General features: G+C 61.9%; 18 protein-coding genes. 6 read left to right on the plus strand and 12 right to left on the minus strand.

Annotated elements, in window-relative coordinates:
• Positions 1-8 precede the first annotated feature (8 nt).
• Entirely contained in the window at positions 9-572 is a 564-nt protein-coding gene (locus tag J4D28_RS06140; RefSeq protein WP_009047970.1) for a CsiV family protein, read from the plus strand.
• Positions 573-583: 11 nt separating this feature from the next.
• Entirely contained in the window at positions 584-3277 is a 2694-nt protein-coding gene (locus J4D28_RS06145) for a DEAD/DEAH box helicase (protein ID WP_016704940.1), read from the plus strand.
• 104 nt (positions 3278-3381) lie between these two features.
• Here the strand turns inward: J4D28_RS06145 and J4D28_RS06150 are convergent, their stop codons facing one another.
• The 3 genes from J4D28_RS06150 to J4D28_RS06160 form a co-directional block, all read right to left on the minus strand.
• Positions 3382-4125, minus strand: coding sequence for an S-methyl-5'-thioinosine phosphorylase (locus J4D28_RS06150; RefSeq protein ID WP_028682991.1), 744 nt, complete (start codon positions 4123-4125; stop codon positions 3382-3384).
• Positions 4126-4136: 11 nt separating this feature from the next.
• On the minus strand, positions 4137-5135 hold the full coding sequence (gene nagZ / locus J4D28_RS06155) for a beta-N-acetylhexosaminidase (protein ID WP_169915215.1): 999 nt from the start codon (positions 5133-5135) through the stop codon (positions 4137-4139).
• Between the two features lie 204 nt (positions 5136-5339).
• On the minus strand, positions 5340-6047 hold the full coding sequence (locus J4D28_RS06160) for a TetR/AcrR family transcriptional regulator (protein WP_009047966.1): 708 nt from the start codon (positions 6045-6047) through the stop codon (positions 5340-5342).
• Positions 6048-6299: 252 nt separating this feature from the next.
• Between J4D28_RS06160 and lexA the strand changes: the two genes are divergently transcribed.
• Together lexA and sulA are read left to right on the plus strand one after the other, a co-directional pair.
• Positions 6300-6908, plus strand: a complete 609-nt coding sequence (lexA, locus tag J4D28_RS06165; protein ID WP_007921301.1) for a transcriptional repressor LexA — start codon at positions 6300-6302, stop codon at positions 6906-6908.
• A gap of 10 nt (positions 6909-6918) precedes the next feature.
• Complete coding sequence (sulA, locus tag J4D28_RS06170; protein ID WP_007921302.1) at positions 6919-7392, plus strand: SOS-induced cell division inhibitor SulA; 474 nt, start codon at positions 6919-6921, stop codon at positions 7390-7392.
• 104 nt (positions 7393-7496) lie between these two features.
• Here sulA and J4D28_RS06175 read toward each other — a convergent pair whose 3' ends face one another.
• From J4D28_RS06175 to J4D28_RS06205, 7 genes are all read right to left on the minus strand, one after another.
• A complete protein-coding gene (locus tag J4D28_RS06175) occupies positions 7497-7730 on the minus strand; it encodes a hypothetical protein (protein WP_009042980.1) in 234 nt (77 codons plus the stop codon).
• A gap of 272 nt (positions 7731-8002) precedes the next feature.
• Positions 8003-8527 carry a DUF6586 family protein gene (locus tag J4D28_RS06180; RefSeq protein WP_009047965.1) on the minus strand — a complete coding sequence of 175 codons (525 nt, stop codon included), beginning with the start codon at positions 8525-8527 and terminating at the stop codon, positions 8003-8005.
• Positions 8528-8669: 142 nt separating this feature from the next.
• A complete protein-coding gene (gene topA, locus J4D28_RS06185; protein ID WP_009047964.1) occupies positions 8670-11282 on the minus strand; it encodes a type I DNA topoisomerase in 2613 nt (870 codons plus the stop codon).
• Positions 11283-11396: 114 nt separating this feature from the next.
• Positions 11397-11633 carry a DUF1653 domain-containing protein gene (locus J4D28_RS06190; RefSeq protein ID WP_023968538.1) on the minus strand — a complete coding sequence of 79 codons (237 nt, stop codon included), beginning with the start codon at positions 11631-11633 and terminating at the stop codon, positions 11397-11399.
• 89 nt (positions 11634-11722) lie between these two features.
• Positions 11723-12898, minus strand: coding sequence for an acetyl-CoA C-acyltransferase FadA (gene fadA, locus J4D28_RS06195; RefSeq protein ID WP_009047962.1), 1176 nt, complete (start codon positions 12896-12898; stop codon positions 11723-11725).
• A gap of 29 nt (positions 12899-12927) precedes the next feature.
• Positions 12928-15075, minus strand: coding sequence for a fatty acid oxidation complex subunit alpha FadB (gene fadB, locus J4D28_RS06200; protein ID WP_009047961.1), 2148 nt, complete (start codon positions 15073-15075; stop codon positions 12928-12930).
• A 565-nt stretch (positions 15076-15640) separates the two neighbouring features.
• On the minus strand, positions 15641-16078 hold the full coding sequence (locus J4D28_RS06205; RefSeq protein ID WP_009047960.1) for a hypothetical protein: 438 nt from the start codon (positions 16076-16078) through the stop codon (positions 15641-15643).
• A gap of 104 nt (positions 16079-16182) precedes the next feature.
• Here J4D28_RS06205 and J4D28_RS06210 point away from each other — a divergent pair, with 104 nt between their 5' ends.
• Positions 16183-16620, plus strand: coding sequence for a universal stress protein (locus J4D28_RS06210; protein WP_007921319.1), 438 nt, complete (start codon positions 16183-16185; stop codon positions 16618-16620).
• An 87-nt stretch (positions 16621-16707) separates the two neighbouring features.
• On the opposite strand, the gene J4D28_RS06215 is transcribed toward J4D28_RS06210, so the two are convergent.
• The gene (locus J4D28_RS06215) at positions 16708-18627 is read right to left on the minus strand and encodes an ATP-binding cassette domain-containing protein (protein WP_009047958.1); all 1920 of its coding nucleotides are present in this window, start codon (positions 18625-18627) and stop codon (positions 16708-16710) included.
• A 213-nt stretch (positions 18628-18840) separates the two neighbouring features.
• On the opposite strand from J4D28_RS06215, the gene J4D28_RS06220 reads away from it, so the two are divergent.
• Complete coding sequence (locus J4D28_RS06220; RefSeq protein ID WP_041988543.1) at positions 18841-20769, plus strand: transglycosylase SLT domain-containing protein; 1929 nt, start codon at positions 18841-18843, stop codon at positions 20767-20769.
• A 60-nt stretch (positions 20770-20829) separates the two neighbouring features.
• Here the strand turns inward: J4D28_RS06220 and J4D28_RS06225 are convergent, their stop codons facing one another.
• The gene (locus J4D28_RS06225) at positions 20830-22605 is read right to left on the minus strand and encodes an ABC transporter transmembrane domain-containing protein (RefSeq protein ID WP_009047956.1); all 1776 of its coding nucleotides are present in this window, start codon (positions 22603-22605) and stop codon (positions 20830-20832) included.
• Between the last annotated feature and the right edge of the window lie 130 nt (positions 22606-22735).

A 22735-nucleotide genomic window follows, 5' to 3' on the forward strand; every position in this document is an offset into this window, starting at 1 on the left:
GACGCCCCATGCGCCTGTTTCGCTCACTGACCTTGCTCCTGACCCTGGTCGCTCCCTCGGCGTTTGCCGACATGTATCAGGTCGAAATGATTCTGGTCCGGCAGAACGCGGTTCCCGCCATCGTCAGCCGCGCCGCCCCCGAAGACTGGGCCGCTGGCGCCCAACACCTGGGCGCCGACAGCCAGCGCACCCCGGCGCTGGGCAGCGTGGTCGAGAAACTCACCGCCAGCGGCGACTACAGCGTGCTGATGCACAAGGCCTGGCAGCAGGCGCTGGACGAAAACCCGGTGAAAATCGCCGTCAGCGAGGGCCAGGAACAGTTCGGCCAGTTCCCGATCGAGGGCACCCTGACCCTCAAGCTCGGGCGCTTCACCGATGTGGATGCGCAGTTCTGGGTCAACCAGATCGACAGCAATGGCCTGGTGACCGCCAGCGAACGCCTGAAGCAGGAAAGCCACACCAAGAACGGCCAGCTCAACTACCTCGACAACGGTCACCTGGCCCTGCTGATCAAGATCACCTCGCTGTCGGCCCCCGCGCCGCGCGAGGCGCCTCCTGAAATCGTGGACTGACAGAAGTCCCTATGCCCCCGACCCTGACCAAACCCCTGGCGCCTTCCTGGGTCAGCCGATTCAAGGAACAAGCCCTGGAGCGTGGCCGCCGCTACGCCCTGGAGAACCGCGTCAGGATCGTCCAGGCCGGCGACAGCGTCATCACCGCCAGTTGCGAAGGTTCGGGGGGCAACGTCTATCGACAGACCATCAGCCTGCGCGAGTCGGCCAAGAACACCTTGCTGATGGTCGAAGCCTCCTGCACCTGCCCGGTGCGCAGCAATTGCAAACACATCGCCGCGGTGCTGCTGAAAATCGAGGAAACCCTGGCCTACCCGGCAGCAGCGAAAGACGCCGAGCTGCTGGAAAAACTCCAGGCCGTGCTGGAAAACCGCAGCCCCGCCCCGCTGCCGCAACAGATCGTCGACAACGTGCAGCCAATACCCCGGCTGTGGCTGGCCAGCATCGAGTTCAGCGCCTTCGAACCGCGCAACGGCAAGATGCAGCGCTACATCCAGCACCGTGCCGCGCTGTCGTTCAGCTACCTGGAGGAATACGTCAGCGGGCAGAAAAACGCCGACGTGCTGATTCGCCAGGAACACCAGACCCTGCGCATCAAGCGCCAGCCGGAAGTCGAACAACGCTATCGCGAACAGTTGCGGGCCTTGGGTTTCAAGATCGCCACCCGGCAGAGCAAGGCCCTGCCGGAAAGCGCTGGCGAGCTGTATGAAATGGTCAACGACAGCGCCTGGCTGACCTTCACCCTCAACGAATTGCCCAAGCTGCGCACCCAGGGCTGGGAGCTGCAGATCGACGACGACTTCGGCTTCGACCTGACCGCCGTGGACGACTGGTACGCCACGGTGGACGAAGCGCCGGGGCGCGACTGGTTCGACCTGGAACTGGGCATCATCGTCAACGGCGAGCGCCTGAGCCTGCTGCCGATCCTGCTCAACCTGATGCGCTCCCACACCGAAATCCTCAACCCGGAACGCCTGGCCAAACGCCGGGATGACGAACTGATCCTGGTAAATATTCCCGGGCGTCCCAACTCGCCCAACGGTCCCCTGCAAGTGGCGCTGCCCTACGGCCGGCTGAAGCCGGTGCTGGCCACCCTCGGTGAGTTCTATCTGCAGGAGCCCGGCGAAACTACATTGCGCCTGAGCAGTGCCGACGCGACCCGCCTCAATCCGTTGGAAGACCTGCCCCTGCTCTGGGAGGGCGGCGAACATATCCGCTCCTTCGCCCAACGGCTGCGGGATATCAAGGATTACTCGGCCCCCGCGCCAGAAGGCCTGAACGCCACCTTGCGCCCCTATCAACTCGAAGGCCTGAGTTGGATGCAGTCCCTGCGCCAGCTGGAAGTCGGCGGCATCCTGGCCGACGACATGGGCCTGGGCAAAACCCTGCAGACCCTGGCCCACGTGCTCAGCGAAAAAAACGCCGGGCGCCTGGACCGGCCGTGCATGGTGGTGATGCCCACCAGCCTGATCCCCAACTGGCTCGACGAGGCGGCGCACTTCACGCCGCAGCTCAGGGTCCTGGCCCTGTATGGCGCTGGCCGCAAGAAGCACTTCGCCCGACTGGCCGACTACGACCTGATCCTCACCACCTACGCGCTGCTGCCCAAGGATGTCGAGCAGCTCGCCGCCCTGCCCCTGCATGTCCTGGTGCTGGATGAGGCGCAATACATCAAGAACCCGTCGAGCAAGGCGGCCCAGGCCGCGCGCGCGCTCAACGCCCGGCAGCGCCTGTGCCTGAGCGGCACGCCCCTGGAGAATCACCTGGGCGAGCTGTGGTCGCTGTTCCACTTCCTGCTGCCCGGCTGGCTGGGAGACGTGAAGAGCTTCAATCGCGACTACCGCGTGCCGATCGAAAAGCACGCCAGCGAAGTGCGCCTGCAGCACCTCAATGGACGGATCAAGCCCTTCCTGCTGCGCCGCACCAAGGAACAGGTGGCCACCGAGCTGCCGCCCAAGACCGAGATCATCCATTGGGTGGAACTCAATGAAGCCCAGCGCGATGTGTACGAAACCATGCGCCTGGCCATGGACAAGAAAGTCCGCGACGAGATCACCCGCAAGGGTGTGGCCCGCAGCCAGATCATCATTCTTGAAGCGCTGCTGAAACTGCGCCAGGTGTGTTGCGACCTGCGCCTGGTCAACGAGGATGCGGTGCCTACGCGAGGCAGTTCCTCCGGCAAGCTCGACAGTCTGATGGAAATGCTCGAGGAGCTGTTCGACGAGGGCCGGCGCATCCTGCTGTTCTCGCAATTCACCTCGATGCTGAGCCTGATCGAGGCCGAGCTGAAACGGCGCAACGTCGCCTACGCCCTGCTGACCGGGCAGACCCGCGATCGCCGCACGCCGGTCAGGGACTTCCAGAGCGGCAAGCTGCAAATCTTCCTGATCAGCCTGAAAGCCGGCGGCGTCGGCCTCAACCTGACCGAGGCCGACACCGTGATCCACTACGACCCCTGGTGGAACCCGGCCACGGAAAACCAGGCCACCGACCGCGCCTATCGGATCGGCCAGGAGAAGCCAGTGTTCGTCTACAAGTTGATTGCCCGCGGCACGGTGGAAGAGAAAATCCAGCACCTGCAACAGGAGAAGTCCGACCTGGCGGCGGGCGTGCTGGATGGGCGCAAGGCCGGCGACTGGAAGCTGCAGAGCGAAGACATCGAAGCCCTCTTCGCCCCGCTGCCCGACAAGAAAGGCGGACGCTGATCTGTAGCCGCTGGCGCAGCCTGTGATCGGCTGCGCAGCAGGCGTGAATACGCGGATTCAGGTTTTGCGAGCGCTACGCGCTCGATCGCAGCCTTTACCAGCGGCTACAGGTTTGCCGCGAGGACCCGCGCCAGCGTCGACTTCACCTTGCCCATGCCGCCCTGCAATGCCTGTTCGATCTCGGCCATGGTAATCACCGCAGCGGACTTGCCCGCCGCCGGGTTCACCACCAGCGCCAGGCAGGCGTAGTCCAGCTCCAGCTCACGGGCCAGCGCCGCTTCCGGCATGCCGGTCATGCCGACGATGTCGCAGCCGTCACGCTCCAGGCGGGCGATCTCCGCCACGGTCTCCAGGCGCGGGCCCTGGGTGCAGGCGTACACACCCTGGCTGCTGAATTCACAGCCTTCGGCCTCCAGCGCGACAATCAACTGCTGGCGCAGCGACTCGCTGTAGGGATAGCTGAAGTCGATGTGGGTGACCTGCTCCAGGTCGTCGGCAAAGTAGGTGTGCTCGCGACCGCTGGTGTAGTCGATCAGTTGATGCGGCACGCAGAAATGCCCGGAGCCCATCGCCGGATGAATGCCACCCACCGCATTGACCGCCAGGACCGCCTCGGCGCCAGCCTGCTTCAACGCCCAGAGGTTGGCCCGATAGTTCACCTGATGCGGCGGCAAGCGATGCGGATGACCGTGGCGCGCCAGAAACAACACCTCGCGCCCGGCGTATTCACCCTTCTGGATATCCGCCGACGGAGCGCCATAAGGCGTGTCCAGGGGCAAGGATTGGTGAATGCTCAAGCCTTCGAGCCGGGTCAGGCCGGTACCGCCGATAATCGCGTAAACCGTCATCGCAAAAGTCCTTAATCGATCAGCTGGGCATCCTTGAGTGCGCCGAGCGCCGCCAGCCAGCGCGGATCCTGGCGATAGTCGGTGCAAGCGAACGCCTGGCCGCGCATCCGCGCAATACGCGCCGACGGTGTCACTTTCAGACGCTGGGCCGCGCTCAAGGCCAGCTCGGCCGCCGCCCGGTCGTTACACACCAGGCCCATGTCGCAACCGGCCGACAGCGCCGCTTCGATCCGGCTCGCGGCATCGCCAACCACGTGCGCACCGGCCATCGACAGGTCGTCACTGAAGATGACGCCGTCGAATTGCAATTCACCGCGCAGGATCTCTTGCAGCCAACGGCGGGAGAACCCGGCCGGCTGGGCATCGACCTGAGGGTAGATAACGTGGGCCGGCATCACCGCCGCCAATTGCTTGCTCAGGCGCGCGAAAGGCACCAGGTCCTTGGCGCGAATCTCGTCGAGGCTGCGCTCGTCGTTGGGGATCGCCACGTGGGAGTCCGCCTCGGCCCAGCCGTGACCAGGGAAATGCTTGCCCGTGGCCGCCATGCCGGCGCTGTTCATGCCACGGATAAAGGCGCCCGCCAACAACGCGGCGCGCTCGGGGTCGCCCTCGAAGGAGCGGGTGCCCACCACGGCACTGCGCTGATGATCGAGGTCCAGCACCGGCGCGAAGCTCAGGTCCAGGCCGACGGCCAGCACTTCGGTGGCCATGATCCAGCCGCACTGCTCGGCCAGGTATTCGGCATTCGGGTTGTCGGCGATGGCACGCATGGCCGGCAGCCGCACGAAGCCCTGGCGCAGGCGCTGCACGCGACCGCCCTCCTGGTCCACCGCCAGCAGCAGGTCCGGGCGAATTGCCCGAATGGACGCGCTCAGCTCACGCACCTGCCGCGGATGCTCGATATTGCGGGCAAAGATGATCAACCCACCCACTTCGGGCTGGCGCAGGAGCTGGCGATCTTCAGCTGTCAGCCAGGTACCGGCGACATCCACCATCAAGGAGCCTTGCAGGCCTGTGGTCATAGCAATTCCTTAGTAACGAAGTGCGCACACGGCATCGCAGAAGGTGCTGGCGTGGCGCGGACGCACGAATCCATTGCCGACGGCAAAGCCCGGCAAGCGACGATCGGCGAAAGATGTGAAAGGAGGTAGGAAACGAGAGTCGACATGGGCGGCTAGCTTAGCGGATGTAAGCTGCCGCGCCCACCCGGACGGTCAGGCCTTGGCGACCGCCGGAGTCGATTTGCTGCGCGGCTTGAGTTGCGCCGCAGCCATGGCATCGTCGGTGACGCCGGTTTCAGCGCGCATGCCGGCCGCGAGGAATGGCACCATCAGGCGCATTACCTGCTCGATCGAGGTATTGACCCCGAAGTCGGTCTCGGCAATCGCCCGCAACGCCTTGATCCCCGACATGCTGAACGCCGCCGCTCCGAGCATGAAGTGCACACGCCAGAACAGTTCGATCGGAGGGATGCGCGGCGCAGCTTCGTTGACCAGCAGCATGTAGCGGCGGAAGACCTTGCCGTACATGTCTTCCAGATAACGCCGCAGGTGCCCCTGGCTCTGGCTGAAGGCCAGGCCCAGAAGACGCATGAAGATGGACAGATCGTTGCCGCTGCGAGGCTGGACCACCAGGGCCTGCTCGACGAGGATTTCCAGCAGCTCTTCGAGGCTTGGCTTGCTGTCCGGCTTGGCCGAACGCCGCTCCAGCTCACGGTCGAGGCTGATGCAGAACGGCCCGAGGAAGCGCGAGAACACTGCCTGGATCAGGGCCTTCTTGGAACCGAAATGATAATTCACCGCCGCCAGGTTGACCCCGGCCTTGCTGGTGATCAGCCGCAATGAGGTTTCGGCAAAACCTTTTTCCGCGAACAACTGCTCGGCAGCATCGAGAATGCGTTCAACGGTTTCCGACTGGGCCATGGCTACTCCGCCTGACAAACACTTGTTTGAAACATACGTTTCAGCCCCAGTCTTGTCAAGCCTGCCTGTCCGTTTTGCGGCCGGTCAGTCAGCTATTTAACCATACCTGCCGCGTCCTGTAGCCAGCCACGCGACACCAGGCATGCGCAGCGGCGACCCGACCGTCCAGCGGCGACTGGAAAAAGGAGGATTGCCAAGCGCCATTCACTGTATATAATTCCAGTCACTGTATAAAAAGACAGAGCGATCGATATGCTAAAACTGACGCCACGCCAAGCTGAGATTCTGGCTTTTATCAAACGTTGCCTCGAAGACAACGGCTACCCACCGACCCGCGCGGAAATCGCCCAGGAACTGGGTTTCAAGTCGCCCAACGCCGCCGAAGAACACCTCAAGGCGCTGGCCCGCAAGGGTGCGATCGAAATGACTCCAGGCGCCTCCCGCGGCATTCGCATCCCGGGGTTCGAAGCCAAGCCCGACGACTCCAGCCTGCCCATCATCGGCCGGGTTGCCGCCGGCGCGCCGATCCTCGCCGAGCAGCACATCGAAGAGTCCTGCAATATCAACCCGGCCTTCTTCCATCCACGCGCGGACTACCTGCTGCGGGTTCACGGCATGAGCATGAAGGACATCGGCATCTTCGATGGCGACCTGCTGGCCGTGCACACCACTCGCGAGGCCCGCAATGGCCAGGTCGTCGTCGCCCGCATTGGCGACGAAGTCACCGTGAAACGCTTCAAGCGCGAAGGCAGCAAAGTCTGGCTGATTGCCGAAAACCCTGAGTTCGCCCCTATCGAAGTCAACCTGAAAGATCAGGACCTGGTGATCGAAGGCTTGAGTGTCGGCGTCATTCGCCGCTAAAGGAGGCTCTATGCAGTTCCCTCACACACCACAGCATGCACAACTGCCGCTGTTCGAAGCCTTCATGGCCCAGCCTCTGGCGCCTATCCTCAAAGAGGTAGTCGAATCGCCCTGGAGCAACGAACCGGAAGCCTTCAGTGAACTGTCGTTACGCGGTGCCGCCGGGAATTGCCTGAGCCTGCTCGCGCCTATCCTCAGGGAACTGAGCCAGGACCAGGACGCGCGCTGGCTGACATTGATTGCCCCGCCGGCAAGCCTGACCCAGGCCTGGTTGCGGGATGCCGGCCTGAACCGCGAACGGATCCTGCTGCTGCACCCGCGCGGCGCCCAAAGCGCGCAACAACTGGCTTGCGAGGCTCTGCGCCTGGGACGCAGCCACACCGTCGTCAGCTGGCTCAATCCATTGAACAGCAGCGCCCGTCAGCAACTTATCAGCGCAGCCCGCACGGGCGACGCACAAAGCCTGAATATTCGTCTGGGCTGACCGCTAGAAGCGTCGATGGACACGCTTGAATGACACAAGGCTTCTCCAGGATTGAGAAGCCGAAAGGAGGCGACGAACGACAGCAAAAAAACCGACAAACGGACTCAGTGAAGAATCCGTGGTCCCTCTTCTTTCTCCAATTCGCCTTCAACCAGGCGACCCGCCATCTGCACACCCACGCTCAACATGGCCTTGGCCACCTCGACATGCTGGCCTTGCAAGAAGGCTTTGGCATCCTCTGAAAAGTCCAGAGTGACCAGAGAACCCTCGTCCTCAGCCCTGCGCAGCTCGATACGACCGTCTGGCAATTCGACAATTTCTAGAAAGGACGTTGGCATAAAGGTCTGTTCTCCACGAAAGGCCGGGATTATATCAGTCATCACCCCGACCTCGCGCGGGCCCAAGCGGTTTTCTTTATTTGCCCGGGGTTACGAGCAGGCATTTGTCACAGAAATTCGATTTGCAATCAGAACTGGCAACGGCTTCCTAAGCGGAAAAACCGCGTAATGACCTGTTTCTTGTTGATGGCGCGCTGACCATCGAGCTTGGGAGCATCTGGACGTCGCTGTTGAACGCCTACTCATCCTTGAATGGTGAGTCGTACCGCAGCTCAACACTCATTCAGACCGTCACGGAAGCGTATAGCCAAAGCCTTGAGGTTCTGACGCCATTGCTCCAGCTCTTCCCGGCTCAGCTCCGGCGCCTGCTCTTCTTCATCGAGGTTCACTGCGACGATCAGCGGCTGGGTGACATCGCCCTTGGGTTTATGCGGTACCCGCGGTGGCTGGAACATCGCCGAATGGGCAGCCAGCAGCTTCGCCAGCCAGGTTTCCGGGTTATGGGCCAGCTCCACCAACTCGGCCAGCTCGGGGATGGCGATGCTTTCCAGCACCTCGCGGGTCAGCAGCAGCTCCGCGCGAGGCGCATTGGCCTGCGGGAGGCGATAGAAGCCAGCAATCTCGTGACACAAGCCAAGCAGCGCGCCGTACAGATGAAACAACACCGATTCTCGCCCGGCCTGCACCAGCGCCTGAGCATTCATTGCCCCGCCCGCTTCGGCTCGCGCCAAGGCTTCCAGCGACAGGCCGGCGAAGTAAATTTTCTGGTTGGTACGGGTATAGAGTTCGTGGGCCATGACAGCAATCTCCACAACGAATAGATAACAGCGGGCTGGCCGTACAGTGTCGTGGAACACTCCAGCCCACCGCAAGCCCAAAAAGAAAGGCCGCGTACCCTTAGAAGTTTACGCGGCCTGTCAGAAGCGTCCGATGCGGACCTTAACGCTTGTCTTCGACTTTCCAGCTACCACCGTCGTAGAACGCACGCCAGCCGGTCGGCTTGCCGTCGACTTCGGTCTGCACGTACTGCTCCTTGGTCTTGCGGCTGTAGCGGATCACCGCCGGACGACCCTCCGGGTCCTTCTTCGGCGCTTCGCAGAGGAAGTGATACTTCGGATCGATCTCGTCCTTGTGCGGGATCAGCTCGAGCACCAGCGGTGCGCGGGTCTCACGGTTTTTCGGGAACTGGCTGGCTGCCAGGAACAGACCCGAAGCCCCGTCGCGCAGGATATAGGTGTCGTTGACCTTCTCGCATTTCAGCTCGGGCATCTTCACCGGGTCCATCTTCGGTGGCGCCGCGTCACCGCTCTTGAGCAGCTTGCGGGTGTTCTTGCAGGTCGGATTGGTGCAGCCGAAGAACTTGCCGAAACGACCGGTCTTGAGCTGCATCTCGCTGCCGCACTTGTCGCACTCCAGGCTCGGACCTTCGTAGCCCTTGATGCGGTAGCTGCCCTCTTCGATCTCGTAGCCCGCGCAATCCGGGTTGTTACCGCAGATGTGCAACTTGCGTTTCTCGTCCAGCAGATAGGCGTCCATCGCCGTGCTGCAGATCGGGCAACGGTGCTTGCCGCGCAGTACCAGCGACTCGGATTCACCCTCGTCGTCTGCGGCGATCTCGTCGCCCGGCACCAGGTTGACCGTCGCCTTGCAGCGTTCTTTCGGTGGCAGGCTGTAACCCGAACAACCGAGGAACACACCGGTGGACGCCGTACGAATCTGCATCGGACGACCACAAGTCAGGCACGGGATATCGGTCATCACCGGCTGGTTGGCGCGCATGCCGCTGTCGCTGCCTTCGGCCACTTCGAGCTTCTTCTTGAAGTCGCCGTAGAACTCGTCGAGGACGTTTTTCCAGTCGCGCTCGCCCTGGGCCACGTCATCGAGGTGCTCTTCCATGCCGGCAGTGAAGCCGTAGTCCATCAGGTTGGAGAAACTCTCGGACAGACGCTCGGTGACGATGTCGCCCATCTTTTCCGAATAGAAACGACGGTTGTGCAGCGCCACGTAGCCACGGTCCTGGATGGTGGAAATGATCGCCGCGTAGGTCGAAGGACGACCGATGCCACGCTTTTCCATTTCCTTGACCAGGCTGGCTTCGGAGTAACGCGCCGGCGGCTTGGTGAAGTGCTGGCTCGGGTCGAGCTTGATCAGCTTCAGCACATCGCCCTGCGCCATGTCCGGCAGGACATCGTCGTCGCCCGGCTTGCTCATCTGCGGCATGACACGGGTGTAGCCGTCGAACTTGAGGATACGACCCTTGGCACGCAGCTCGAAGCCACCAGCGGCGACGCTGACGGTGGTCGACAGGTATTGCGCCGGCAGCATCTGGCAGGCCACGAACTGGCGCCAGATCAGCTCGTAGAGGCGCTCGGCGTCACGTTCCATGCCCGACAGCTTGCTTGGGTGGGTATTCACATCGGACGGCCGAATCGCTTCGTGCGCCTCCTGGGCCCCTTCCTTGCTGCTGTAGAAGTTCGGCGAGGACGGCAGGTACTTGTTGCCGAACTCTTCTTCGATATAGGTCCGCGCCATCGTCAGGGCATCAGCCGAGAGGTTGGTCGAGTCGGTACGCATATAAGTGATGTAACCGGCTTCATACAGACGCTGGGCCATCATCATGGTTTTCTTCACCCCGAAGCCCAGGCGGTTGCTCGCGGCCTGCTGCAGGGTAGAAGTAATGAACGGGGCCGACGGCTTGCTGCTGGTCGGTTTGTCTTCGCGCTTGGCGATGGTGTAGGTCGAAGCCTTGAGCTTCTCCAGCGCCGCCATGGCCTGGGCTTCGTTCAGCGGCTTGAAGGCCTCGCCGTTTTCACGGGCCACTTCGAAGCGCACATTGGCGCCCTTGGCGGTGCCGAGGTCGGCATGAACTTCCCAGTACTCTTCAGGGATGAAAGCACGGATTTCGCGCTCGCGCTCCACCACCAGCTTCACCGCCACCGATTGCACACGACCGGCAGACAGGCCACGGGCAATTTTGGCCCACAGCAGCGGCGAAACCATGTAACCCACCACGCGGTCGAGGAAGCGACGCGCCTGCTGGGCGTTGACCCGATCGATATCCAGCTCGCCCGGCTGGGAGAAGGCTTCCTGGATCGCCTTCTTGGTGATTTCGTTGAACACCACGCGCTTGTAGCGGCTGTCATCCCCACCAATGGCTTCCCGCAGGTGCCAGGCAATGGCCTCCCCTTCGCGGTCCAAGTCCGTTGCGAGATAGATGGTGTCGGCATCCTTGGCGAGCCGGCGCAGCTCTTCGATGACTTTTTCCTTGCCTGGAAGGATCTCGTACTTGGCTTTCCAGCCGTGGTCCGGATCGACTCCCATGCGCGAGACCAGCTGCTTGCGCGCCTTCTCCTTGGCCGACAGCGCCGGTGCTTCACCAGCAGCCGCCTTGCCTCGCTTGGCGGCAGGCTCTTTGGCGGCGCTCGCCGAACCACTGGTGGGCAGGTCTCGGATATGGCCGATACTCGACTTCACCACGTATTGGTTACCCAAGTACTTGTTGATGGTCTTGGCCTTAGCCGGGGATTCCACAATGACCAGCGATTTGCCCATGGATCGGAAAATTCCTGAATTCGAGAAGTGAGAGGCGGTTGGCGCCTGACGCGGCACCGCTATATATAGTGGCAACAAGGTGAGGTCAAGCGCAGGGTTCTGCGCGACCTCGGCTCATGGCCGTGAAAAAAGACTGGGTTCGGCCTGCACCAAAGCAAAGCGTGGCACCTGCTCGCCGTCAACTTCGACCGACTCCAGGAACATGCTCAAGGGGCGCACCCAAAAGCCGTAATCGCCATACAGGGCTTGATAGAACACCACTTCCTCTTCCGTCTCGGAATGCCGCGCCACGCTGAAAACGCGGTACTGCGGTCCCTTGTAATGCTGATAGAGCCCGGGTTGTAATTGCATGTTCTGGCCCTCGCGCAAAATAAAAAATAATAAATCTTCAGAAAAACAAAAACCGGGGCACTGGGCCCCGGCTTCCATCAACACAACGCTTAAACGCGTTCGAAGACAGTGGCAATACCCTGACCGAGGCCAATGCACATGGTGGACACGCCAAAGGTGCCGCCATTCTGCTTCATGACATTGAGCAAGGTGCCGGAGATACGCGCACCGGAACAACCGAACGGGTGACCCAGGGCGATCGCGCCGCCGTGCAGGTTAACCTTCTCGTCCATCTTGTCGAGCACTTTCAAATCTTTCAGCACTGGCAGAGCCTGCGCCGCGAAAGCTTCGTTGAGCTCGAAGAAGTCGATATCGGCAATTCCCAGGCCCGCGCGCTTCAGTGCTTTCTGCGTGGCCGGTACTGGACCATAGCCCATGATCGCCGGATCCACACCCGCCACCGCCATCGAGCGGATCACCGCCAGCGGCTGGATGCCCAGGTCCTGGGCACGCTGCGCCGACATCACGATCATGCACGAAGCACCGTCGGTGATCTGCGACGAAGTACCGGCAGTCACGGTACCGCCCTTCGGATTGAAGGCCGGCTTGAGGGCCGCCAGGCTTTCCAGGGTGGTCTCGGGGCGAATGGTTTCGTCGTAGTCGAACAGTTTCAGGAAACCGTTCTCGTCGTAACCCTGCATCGGGATGATCTCGTCCTTGAACTTGCCTTCCACCGTCGCCTTGTGGGCGAGCTGATGGGAACGCACTCCAAAGGCGTCCTGCTGTTCACGAGTGATGCCGTGCATCTTGCCGAGCATCTCGGCGGTCAGGCCCATCATGCCCGAGGCTTTCGCCGCGTACAGGGACATGTGCGGGTTCGGGTCGACACCGTGCATCATGCTCACGTGGCCCATATGCTCGACGCCGCCAACCACGAATACGTCACCGTTGCCGGTCATGATTGCCTGGGCGGCGGTGTGCAGCGCGCTCATCGACGAGCCACACAGGCGGCTGACGGTCTGGCCGGCCGAGGTGTGCGGGATCTGGGTCATCAGCGACGCCATGCGCGCGATGTTCCAGCCCTGCTCCAGGGTCTGGTTCACACAGCCCCAGATCACGTCCTCGACTTCCGCCGGATCGACCTTGGAGTTGCGTTCCAGCAATTTGCTGATCAGGTGCGCCGACATGTCTTCGGCGCGGGTGTTGCGGTGCATGCCGCCCTTGGAGCGGCCCATCGGAGTACGACCGAAGTCGACAATCACGACGTCTCTAGGATTCAAGCTCATATATTCACTCTCGCTCTAGTAGGGGGCGCTTAACCGAAGAAGCTCTGGCCGTTCTTGGCCATCTCGCGCAGCTTCGCGGTCGGGTGGTACAGCGCGCCCAGATCGGCGTACTGGTCGGCCAGGGCAACGAACTCGGCAACACCGATCGAGTCGATGTAGCGCAGCGCACCGCCACGGAATGGAGGGAAACCAATACCGTACACCAGGCCCATATCGGCTTCGGCCGCGGTCTCGACGATGCCGTCTTCCAGGCAACGAACGGTTTCCAGGCACAGCGGGATCATCATCCAGTTGACGATGTCCTCGTCAGTGACTTCACGCTGCTCGTACACGATAGGCTTGAGCACTTCCAGCACCGACGGGTCGGCCACTTTCTTCTGCTTGCCTTTCTTGTCGGCCTCGTAGGCGTAGAAACCCTTGCCGTTCTTCTGGCCCAGACGCTTGGCTTCGTAGAGCACATCGATAGCCGAACGGCGATCGTCTTTCATGCGATCCGGGAAACCTTCGGCCATCACGTCACGACCGTGGTGGCCGGTGTCGATGCCGACCACGTCCATCAGGTAGGCCGGGCCCATTGGCCAGCCGAATTTTTCCATGACCTTGTCGATGCGCACGAAGTCCACACCGGCGCTGACCAGCTTGGCGAAACCGCCGAAGTACGGGAACAGCACGCGGTTGACCAGGAAGCCCGGGCAGTCGTTGACCACGATCGGGTTCTTGCCCATTTTCTTGGCGTAGGCAACGGTGGTGGCCACGGCCAGCTCGCTGGACTTCTCGCCACGGATGACTTCGACCAGCGGCATCATGTGCACCGGGTTGAAGAAGTGCATGCCGACGAAGTTTTCCGGACGCTTGAGGGCCTTGGCCAGCAGGCTGATGGAAATGGTCGAGGTGTTCGAAGCGAGGATGGTGTCCTCTTTGACCTGGTCTTCGACTTCGGCCAGAACCGCTTGCTTGACCTTAGGGTTCTCGACGACCGCTTCGACCACCAGGTCGACGTGGCCGAAGTCACCGTAGGACAGCGTAGGACGAATGCCGTTGAGCACCTCGGCCATCTTCGCCGCGGTCATGCGACCTTTATCGACACGGCCGACCAGCAGCTTGGCGGCTTCCGCCAGGCCTTGCTCGATACCGTGTTCGTTGATGTCTTTCATCAGGATCGGCGTGCCTTTGGACGCCGACTGATAGGCGATACCGCCACCCATGATGCCGGCACCCAGTACGGCGGCCTGCTTCACATCGTGGGCGATTTCGTCATAGGCCTTGGCCTTTTTCTTCAGCTCCTGATCATTCAGGAACAGACCGATCAGGCTCTGCGCAGCAGAGGTCTTGGCCAGTTTGACGAAGCCTGCGGCCTCGACTTCCAGCGCCTTGTCACGACCGAAGTTGGCGGCTTTCTGAATGGTCTTGATGGCTTCGACCGGCGCCGGGTAGTTCGGGCCAGCCTGGCCGGCGACAAAACCCTTGGCGGTTTCGAAGGACATCATCTGTTCGATGGCGTTGAGCTTGAGCTTTTCTAGCTTCGGCTGACGCTTGGCCTTGTAGTCGAACTCGCCGGAGATGGCGCGCTTGACGGTGGCCAGAGCCGCTTCATGCAGTTTTTCCGGGGCAACGACAGCGTCGACGGCGCCGACTTTCAGTGCGTCCTCGGCACGGTTTTCCTTGCCGGCGGCAATCCATTCGATGGCGTTGTCGGCACCGATGATGCGCGGCAGGCGAACGGTACCGCCGAAGCCCGGGTAGATACCCAGCTTGACTTCCGGCAGGCCGATCTTGGCGCTGGAGGACATGACGCGATAGTCAGCTGCCAGGCACATTTCCAGACCGCCGCCCAGCGCGATGCCATTGATCGCGGCAACGGTCGGAACGTTGAGGTCTTCGAAATCGCTGAAAATCTTGTTGGCTTCGAGGTTGCCTGCGACAAGCTCTGCATCCGGCAGCTTGAAGTTGTCGACAAATTCGGTGATGTCGGCGCCGACGATGAAGACGTCCTTGCCACTGCTGACGATCACACCCTTGACCGACGCATCTGCCTTGATGGCGTCTACGGCCGAACGCAATTCGTTCAGGGTAAGACGGTTGAACTTGTTGACGGACTCACCCTTGAGGTCGAAATTCAATTCGACGATGCCACTTTCAAGAGCCTTAACCGTGATGGCTTTACCTTCGTAAATCATCAACTGATCTCCACGATATGGAAGCTGAACAGTACACGTCGGACGCTAACTTCTGACTCGGCAACGACGTTTCCATCGATGCTACGCCAATCCGCCAGGCACACCCGCCAACGCGATAGTCGGGATTCTGGAAGAGCCGTCTGGTAATACAAACGCTCAATTCATACGCCCGTTTGATTTGGGTACGCCACATTCAGGCAAAATCCGACAATTGTCAATCGCCCAAAAGGTTGTTTAAAACGCGACTTCTTAGTCATTCCAGACGGGCACGCACCATCAACAAGCTTGCTCATCTCAGGACATTCATAGAATCAATCTTTAGAAAAGTCGCCCTAATACGTGGCCCCCGTAACCGATTCGCGGCTACGCTGGCACAATCCTGGAGCAAAAATATGGATGCCTGGCCGAAAACCAGGCGTAAGATCGGCGACAACTCTATCCCCGCCGGTCAGAACCAGGGGATCAGAAAGGATTTACCGGCCTGCCTGGCCAACCCCGCCCGACCCTGTCGGGCTTTTTATTGCCTGTTTTTCAACAACCTGGCCATTGCAGCGCAGGTCATGCTTCACGCCAGCGCCTTGAGTACCGCGGCAATGTCTTGCAAAACACTGGCTTCGCCACGTTCGCCCCAATACAAGACGATCATCTGCCGGTCGGCCTCGACCTTGAACACATTGGCCGGCAGCGTGCGAAAGTGCTCGAGCAAGGCCGGGTCCGCACAGGCTTCCCGCCATTGGTTGACCCACATGCCCGGCGCACTTTGCCAGTAGGCCCAGCAGGCCGGCTGTGTACCGCGCCGCGGCCGATGGTATTGCGCACAGGGGCTTGGAGGCTGCGGATCCATCCAGTGCGGCCATTCCTGAGGCGCCAGTTGCATGCCCAGCCCCATGCGTCGCGCCTCCATGCGCAGGGCGATCTGCCCGCTCTGGCGGCGCGACGGGCGCAACCAGGCCAGCGGACTCAAGACCACTGCGAGGATTGACACCACTATCCAGACCGTCATATCTGTACTCCCGATTCTTGATGAGCCGATTGATCCAGGTCGGAACCAATCCGCTTGAAACCAGCCATACTTGAAGCTATTGCAATCCTCAGGAGGAGCACCTCATGCCCTACCACCATATTCTGGTCGCCGTAGATCTAACCGAAGAGTGCGATCCTGTTATCCACCGGGCACGCGAGCTGTCGGTCAGCAACAGCGCCAAATTGTCCCTGGTGCATATTGTCGAGCCGATGGCCATGGCGTTCGGCGGCGACGTGCCGATGGACCTGTCCCAATTGCAACAGCAGCAGTTCGACCAGGCCAAGGAACGCCTCGATCGCCTCATCACCAAATACCCCGAGCTGTCCAAGGAATACAGCCACCTGACCTATGGCCAGCCACGCCAGGAAATCCACCATCTGGCCAAGGAACAGGAATGCGACCTGATCGTGGTCGGCAGCCATGGCCGCCACGGCCTGGCCCTGCTATTGGGCTCGACCGCCAACGACGTGCTGCATGGCGCCCCTTGCGACGTGCTGGCCGTGCACCTGGTCAAACGCTGAGCCCGCCGCAGGCAGAATTCTCCGCCCGCACCGGCCCTGCAAAAAGCCCGACATGAATGTCGGGCTTTTTTATTGACGCCAGGTCACTCAGGCATCCAGCTCGGCCCAGCGCTCGACCATCACGTCCAGTTCAGCGTTGAGCTGTTCCAACTGGGCGATGACTGCCGTGGTCTCGGCCGCAGGACGCTGATAGAAGCCGGCGTCGGCCATCTCCGCTTCCACGCTGGCGATCTGCTGCTCCATGGCTTCGATCTGGCCAGGCAACGCTTCGAGCTCCCGCTGCAACTTGTAGCTGAGCTTCTTCTTGACCGCAGGTGCTTCCTGTGCCGCAGCAGGTGCCGCTGCGACAGGCGCAACCACCGCCGAATTCAGCTCGGCCTTGCCGGACTTGTTCTCGGTCACGCCCAGCAGGCGTGGCGAACCGCCCTGGCGCAGCCAGTCCTGATAACCGCCGACGTATTCGCGAACCTTGCCTTCGCCTTCGAACACCAGGGTGCTGGTCACCACGTTATCGAGGAATGCCCGGTCGTGGCTGACCATCAGCACGGTGCCCTGGAAGGTCAGCAACACCTCTTCCAGCAGCTCGAGGGTTTCCACGTCCAGGTCGTTGGTCGGTTCGTCGAGCACCAGCAGGTTGGCCGGCTTGCTGAACAGTTTGGCCAGCAGCAGGCGGGCACGCTCGCCACCGGACAGCGCCTTGACCGGTGTGCGGGCACGCTGCGGGCTGAACAGGAAATCGCCGAGGTAGCTGAGCACGTGACGGCTCTGGCCATCGATATCGATAAAGTCGCGACCTTCGGCGACGTTGTCGATCACGGTCTTTTCCAGGTCCAGTTGGTGACGCAACTGGTCGAAGTACGCCACGTCGATACGCGTGCCCTCCTCGACCTTGCCGCTGCTCGGCACCAGGCCGCCCAGCATCAATTTGAGCAGCGTGGTCTTGCCGGTACCGTTGGCGCCGAGCAGGCCGATACGGTCGCCGCGCTGCAGGACCATGGAGAAGTTCTTGACCAGGAATGGCCCGCCCGGATGAGCGAAGCTCACGTCTTCGAGCACCATGACCTGCTTGCCGGACTTGTCGGCGGTTTCCAGCTGGATATTGGCCTTGCCGGTGCGCTCGCGACGTTCGCTGCGCTCGACACGCAGGGCCTTGAGGGCGCGCACGCGGCCTTCGTTACGGGTACGACGGGCCTTGATGCCTTGGCGAATCCAGACTTCTTCCTGGGCCAGGCGCTTGTCGAACAGCGCGTTGGCTGTCTCTTCAGCCGCCAACACTGCTTCCTTGTGCACCAGGAAGCTGGCGTAGTCGCCGTTCCAGTCGATCAGCCCACCACGGTCCAGCTCAAGAATCCGGGTCGCCAGGTTCTGCAGGAAGGAACGGTCGTGGGTAATAAAGAGCACGGCGCCCTGGAAGTCCTTCAGGGCTTCTTCCAGCCAGGCGATGGCGCCGATATCCAGGTGGTTGGTCGGTTCGTCGAGCAGCAGCAGGTCCGGTTCGGACACCAGGGCCTGAGCCAGCAGGACGCGACGGCGCCAGCCACCGGACAACTCGGCGAGGGTCTTGTCGGCCGGCAGCTGCAGGCGGCTCAGGGTGCTGTCCACCAGCGTCTGCAAGCGCCAGCCATCACGGGCTTCGAGGTCATGCTGGACGTGCATGAGCTTTTCCAGATCGGCATCGGTGACGATGTTCTGGCTCAGGTGGTGGTACTGCGCCAGCAGCTCGCCAACGCCATCGAGGCCCTGGGCGACGACGTCGAACACTGTCCGCTCGTCGGCCACTGGCAATTCCTGCGGCAATTCGCCGATTTTCAGACCGGGCGCGCGCCATACGGAACCGTCGTCGGGCTTCTGATCGCCCTTGACCAGCTTCAGCATGCTGGATTTGCCAGTGCCGTTACGGCCGATGATGCACACCCGCTCACCACGGGCGATCTGCCAGGACACCTTGTCCAACAACGGCATAGCGCCGAACGCAAGGGACACATCGCTGAATTTGAGCAGGGTCATGAGCTTCTCCAAAAACCGGGCGCGCATTCTACCTGAGTTGAGGCCTCAGAAGGCCGGCATTTTCAATCCTGAAGCACCCTGAACAACATTTGCAGCGAACTGGCGACAAGAGGCCGGCAAAGCTTTCACCCGTTGCTGGCAAAAGGCTAAGCTAGGGAATAATCAGTGTTGGCATTGTCGGCACTTGTCATGATTTCTCTGCCCGGATGTCTCATGCGCAGTCGCCTTTTCAGTCTTTTGTCCTGCCTGCTTCTTTCTGCCTCTGCCGTGCACACCGCTCAGGCCGCGGACCTCTCACTCCAGCGTCAATATTACGATGAAGCCAAACGCGCCCTGGCCAAGGGCGACACCGGCCCGTATTTCCGCTACCGCCAGGTCCTGGCCGACTACCCGCTCGAGCCCTACCTGGCCTACGACGAACTGACCGCCCGGCTAAAAACCGCCAGCAACGCCGAGATCGAAAAGTTTCTCGGTGAACACGGCGACCTGCCCCAGGCCAACTGGATGAGACTGCGCTGGTTGCGCTGGCTGGCCGAACGTGGCGACTGGGCCACCTTCGTCAAGTATTACGACCCCAAGCTCAACTTCACCGAGCTGGACTGCCTGAACGCGCAATACCAGCTGGGCCACAACCTCAAGGCCGAAGGGTACGCCGCCACCGACAAGCTCTGGCTCAGCGGCAAATCCTTGCCGGCCACCTGCGACGCGCTGTTCGCCCAGTGGGCCGCCGAAGGCCAGTTGACCGAACAGAAGCGCTGGCAGCGCGCCAAACTGGCCGCCGAAGCCCGCAACTATCCGCTGGCCAATAGCCTGGTCAAAAGCATGACCACCCTCGCCCCCCAGGGCCGGCTGCTGGTGGATGTTGCCCAGAAACCCGAGCTGCTCAGCCAGCCGTCACGCTTCACTCCAGCCAGCGAAGCCATGTCCGACGTGGTCGGCCTGGGTCTGCGCCGCCTGGCCCGCCAGGATCCGGACAGGGCCATGGCCCTGCTCGACGGTTATGCCAGCAGCATGCACTTCTCCCGTGACGAAAAAGTGGCGATTGCCCGGGAAATCGGCCTGACCCTGGCGCGACGCTTCGACAGCCGTGGCCTGGAGGTGATGACCAAATACGATCCCGAGCTGCGCGACAACACGGTCTCCGAGTGGCGCCTGCGCCTGCTGCTGCGCCTGGCGCGCTGGGAAGATGCCTACCAGTTGACCCGCAAGTTGCCCCAGGACCTGGCGACCACCAACCGCTGGCGCTACTGGCAGGCGCGCAGCCTGGAACTGGCCGAGCCGCAGAACCCTCAGGCCCAGACCCTCTACAAGGGCCTGGCCAACGAACGCGACTTCTATGGTTTCCTCGCGGCCGACCGCACACAACTGCCTTATCAGCTGAACAACAAACCGCTGGTGCTCAGCCAGCAGGTGATCAACAAGGTACGCAATACGCCGGGCGTACGGCGCGCCCTGGAGTTCCATGCCCGCGGCCAGATCGTCGATGGCCGGCGTGAGTGGTACCACGTCAGCCGTCATTTCAGCCGTGACGAAATGGTCGCCCAGGCCAAGCTGGCCTACGACCTGAAATGGTACTTCCCGGCTATCCGCACCATCAGCCAGGCGAAATACTGGGACGACCTGGACATCCGCTTCCCGATGGCCCACCGCGACACCCTGGTGCGCGAAGCCAAGGTCCGTGGCCTGCACTCGAGCTGGATCTTCGCGATCACCCGCCAGGAAAGCGCGTTCATGGACGACGCTCGCTCGGGCGTCGGCGCGGCCGGCCTGATGCAACTGATGCCCGGCACCGCGAAGGAAACCGCGCGCAAGTTCAGCATCCCGCTGGCCTCGCCGCAGCAAGTGCTGAACCCGGACAAGAACATCCAGCTCGGCGCCGCCTACCTGAGCCAGGTGCACAGCCAGTTCAACGGCAACCGGGTGCTCGCGTCCGCCGCCTACAACGCCGGCCCCGGCCGCGTGCGCCAATGGCTCAGGGGCGCCGACCACCTGAGCTTCGACGTCTGGGTCGAGAGCATTCCGTTCGATGAAACCCGCCAGTACGTGCAGAACGTGCTGTCCTACTCGGTGATCTACGGCCAGAAACTCAATTCGCCACAGCCACTGGTGGATTGGCATGAGCGGTATTTCGACGATCAGTAAGCGATAACGCCCAATAAAAATGCCCGCAGCGATGCGGGCATTTTTGTTTCCAGCGCGGGCTCAGGAGGCTGCCTGGCCATCGCTGAACTGCAACGCCGCCAGACGTGCATACAGCGGATTGCTGGCGATCAACTCCTGGTGGGTACCCACCGCCACCAGCCGGCCCTGATCCATCACCGCGATGCGGTCGGCGTTTTTCACCGTGGCCAGGCGATGGGCGATCACCAGGGTGGTGCGATTCTTCATCAGGCTCGGCAAGGCCTGCTGGATCAAATGCTCGCTCTGGGCATCCAGGGCGCTGGTGGCTTCATCCAGCAACAGGATCGGCGCATCCACCAGCAGCGCCCGGGCAATCGCCAGGCGCTGGCGCTGGCCGCCGGAAAGTCCCAGCCCCGCATCGCCGAGATGGGTCTGGTAACCCTCGGGCATTTTCTCGATGAAGTCGTGGGCGTAGGCGATCCTTGCCGCCTCCCTGACCTGCTCCGGGGTGGCCGAGGGTTTGCCATAACGAATGTTCTCCTCGATGCTGCCGAAGAACAGCGCCGGGCTTTGCGACACCAGGGCAAAACAGCGTCGCACATCCTGCGGGTCGAGCCGGGTCAAGGGCACGCCATCGAGCAGGATGCGCCCCTGCTCCGGGTCATAGAAACGCAGCAGCAGATCATAGATGGTCGACTTGCCCGCCCCCGACGGCCCGACCAGCGCCAGGGTTTCCCCCTCGCGAACCGTCAGGCTCAGGCCATCGACGGCATAACTGTCCGGACGCGATGGATAAGAGAAGCGCAGGTTCTCCAGCACCAGCTCGCCCCGCACCCGCTCGGGCAAGGCGACCAGGCCTTCATTCGGCGGCTGGATCAGGTTTTCCGAACGCAGCAACTCGGCAATCCGCTCCGCCGCGCCCGCGGCCCGTTGCAACTCGCCGATCACTTCGCTCAGGGTGCCGAAGGCACTGCCGACGATCAGGCTGTAGAAAACAAAGGCCGCCAGCTCGCCACTGGAAATGCGCCCGGCAATCACATCCATGCCGCCGACCCAGAGCATCACCCCGACCGCGCCCAGCACCAGCACGATCACCAGGGTGATCAGCCAGGCACGCTGGACGATACGCCGGCGTGCGGTGTTGAACGCCTCCTCCACCGTCAGGGCGAAACGCCGCTCATCCTGGGGCTGGTGGTTATAGGCCTGGACGGTCTTGATCTGGCCCAGGGTTTCCGCCACGTAACTGCCGACATCGGCGATACGGTCCTGGCTCAAGCGTGACAGGCTACGCACCCGGCGGCCGAAAATCAGGATCGGCACCAACACCAGGGGCAAGGCGATCACCACGATGCTGGTGAGCTTGGGGTTGGTGACGAACAGCAGCACGATGCCGCCGATGACCATCAGCGCATTGCGCAAAAACAGCGAGAGCGACGAGCCGATCACCGATTGCAGCAAGGTGGTGTCGGCGGTCAGCCGCGACTGGATCTCCGAGCTGCGATTGTTCTCATAGAAGCCCGGGTGCAGGTAGATCAGATGGTTGAACACCTGCCGACGGATGTCCGCCACGCAGCGCTCGCCAATCCACGACACCAGGTAGAAACGCACGAACGTCCCCACCGCCAGCCCCAGCACCAGCAGCAGAAACAGGCCGATGGACTGGTTGAGCAGGTCCGGTGATCCGGTCATGAAGCCCTGGTCCACCAACAGGCGGATGCCCTGCCCCATGGACAGGGTGATGCCCGCGGTCACCACCAGCGCCAGCAACGCCCCCAGGGCCTGCCAGCGATAAGGCGCGATGAAACGACTGGCCAGGCGAATCGCCCGGCGTTGACGCGAAGAAAGCATGAAGTTCATCCGGAAGCACACCTGGGAACGGCCCCGCCCCATTCACCGCTGGGTGATCCAGCACAGTCATGAGGCGCAGCCCTGTTTGTCGGAACCGATTTCCTGGAACCTGTTTTCCTGGAACCTTCTTTTCCTGGAA

Origin of the sequence: Pseudomonas sp. GW531-T4 (assembly GCF_017349615.1) — a bacterium.
Lineage (GTDB): Bacteria > Pseudomonadota > Gammaproteobacteria > Pseudomonadales > Pseudomonadaceae > Aquipseudomonas > Aquipseudomonas chlororaphis_I.

Coding starts and splice junctions, on each gene's coding strand:
- J4D28_RS06180 (WP_009047965.1), bottom strand. CDS start 8,527: ATGGCCCACGAACTCTATACCCGTACCAACCAGAAAATTTACTTCGCC.
- J4D28_RS06210 (WP_007921319.1), top strand. CDS start 16,183: ATGCCCTACCACCATATTCTGGTCGCCGTAGATCTAACCGAAGAGTGC.
- J4D28_RS06225 (WP_009047956.1), bottom strand. CDS start 22,605: ATGAACTTCATGCTTTCTTCGCGTCAACGCCGGGCGATTCGCCTGGCC.
- topA (WP_009047964.1), bottom strand. CDS start 11,282: ATGGGCAAATCGCTGGTCATTGTGGAATCCCCGGCTAAGGCCAAGACC.
- fadA (WP_009047962.1), bottom strand. CDS start 12,898: ATGAGCTTGAATCCTAGAGACGTCGTGATTGTCGACTTCGGTCGTACT.
- lexA (WP_007921301.1), top strand. CDS start 6,300: ATGCTAAAACTGACGCCACGCCAAGCTGAGATTCTGGCTTTTATCAAA.
- J4D28_RS06220 (WP_041988543.1), top strand. CDS start 18,841: ATGCGCAGTCGCCTTTTCAGTCTTTTGTCCTGCCTGCTTCTTTCTGCC.
- fadB (WP_009047961.1), bottom strand. CDS start 15,075: ATGATTTACGAAGGTAAAGCCATCACGGTTAAGGCTCTTGAAAGTGGC.
- J4D28_RS06175 (WP_009042980.1), bottom strand. CDS start 7,730: ATGCCAACGTCCTTTCTAGAAATTGTCGAATTGCCAGACGGTCGTATC.
- J4D28_RS06140 (WP_009047970.1), top strand. CDS start 9: ATGCGCCTGTTTCGCTCACTGACCTTGCTCCTGACCCTGGTCGCTCCC.
- J4D28_RS06150 (WP_028682991.1), bottom strand. CDS start 4,125: ATGACGGTTTACGCGATTATCGGCGGTACCGGCCTGACCCGGCTCGAA.
- J4D28_RS06190 (WP_023968538.1), bottom strand. CDS start 11,633: ATGCAATTACAACCCGGGCTCTATCAGCATTACAAGGGACCGCAGTAC.
- J4D28_RS06145 (WP_016704940.1), top strand. CDS start 584: ATGCCCCCGACCCTGACCAAACCCCTGGCGCCTTCCTGGGTCAGCCGA.
- J4D28_RS06160 (WP_009047966.1), bottom strand. CDS start 6,047: ATGGCCCAGTCGGAAACCGTTGAACGCATTCTCGATGCTGCCGAGCAG.
- sulA (WP_007921302.1), top strand. CDS start 6,919: ATGCAGTTCCCTCACACACCACAGCATGCACAACTGCCGCTGTTCGAA.
- J4D28_RS06205 (WP_009047960.1), bottom strand. CDS start 16,078: ATGACGGTCTGGATAGTGGTGTCAATCCTCGCAGTGGTCTTGAGTCCG.
- J4D28_RS06215 (WP_009047958.1), bottom strand. CDS start 18,627: ATGACCCTGCTCAAATTCAGCGATGTGTCCCTTGCGTTCGGCGCTATG.